Genomic DNA, 1,161 nt, shown 5'->3' with positions numbered 1-1,161 from the left:
GTACGGGGAAGAGGTCGGCCGCGTGGGGGTCGCCGTGGACACCCTGGCCGACGCCGATGGCCTTCTCGATCTCGTCGAACAGCACCACCGTGTACGGACGCCGCCGCACCGCCTCGGTCAGCTGACCGCCCTGGTCGTAGCCGATGTAGCCAGGAGGCGCACCGACCAGGCGGGCCACCGAATGCTTCTCGCCGTACTCGCTCATATCGATCCGGACCATGGCCCGCTCGTCGTCGAACAGGAACTCCGCCAACGCTTTCGCCAGCTCGGTCTTGCCGACACCGGTCGGGCCGAGGAACATGAACGAACCCGTCGGCCGGTTGGGGTCGGCGACACCCGCACGCGAACGGCGCACGGCATCCGACACCGCGGTCACCGCGGCCTTCTGCCCGATGACGCGCTTGCCGAGCTCGTCCTCCATCCGCAGCAGCTTGGCCGTCTCACCCTCGAGCATCCGCCCGGCGGGAATACCGGTCCAGGCCGCCACCACATCGGCGATGTCGTCGGGCCCGACCTCCTCCTTGAGCATCACGCCCTCGCGGGCCTCGGCGGCCGGCAGTGCCGCGTCGAGCTTCTTCTCGACCTCGGGGATGCGGCCGTAGCGCAGCTCGGCGGCCTTGGCCAGATCGCCGTCGCGTTCGGCCCGGTCGGCCTCGCCGCGCAGCGTGTCCAGCTGCTCCTTGAGTTCGCGGACGATGTCGATGGCGCCCTTCTCGTTCTGCCAGCGGGTGGTGAGCTCCGCTAGTTTCTCTTTGTAATCGGCCAGCTCGGAGCGCAACTTCTCCAGCCGATCCTTGGAGGCGTCGTCCTCCTCTTTCGCCAGCGCCATCTCCTCGATCTCCAGGCGACGGACCAGCCGCTCGACCTCGTCGATCTCGACGGGCCGGGAGTCGATCTCCATCCGCAGCCGCGACGCGGCCTCGTCGACCAGGTCGATGGCCTTGTCCGGCAGGAAGCGTGCGGTGATGTAGCGGTCGGACAGGGTGGCCGCCGAAACCAGCGCGGAGTCGGTGATGCGCACACCGTGGTGCACCTCGTAGCGGTCTTTGAGCCCGCGCAGGATGCCGACGGTGTCCTCCACCGACGGCTCGCCGACCAGCATCACCGTGGTCAACGGGATGGACTACATCCTGCTCGACGCGGACGGCAAGATCGCCGAGG

The 1,161-nt window shown here is 68.6% G+C and carries 1 pseudogene; it reads right to left on the bottom strand.

Features of this window, described 5'->3' with window-relative positions:
• Positions 1-1,096: pseudogene (locus ACWDTP_RS38560) on the bottom strand (AAA family ATPase); the annotation flags it as partial.
• Between the last annotated feature and the right edge of the window lie 65 nt (positions 1,097-1,161).

This window comes from Mycobacterium sp. NPDC003449 (assembly GCF_053588415.1).
This window is presented reverse-complemented; position numbering and strand designations above follow the sequence as displayed.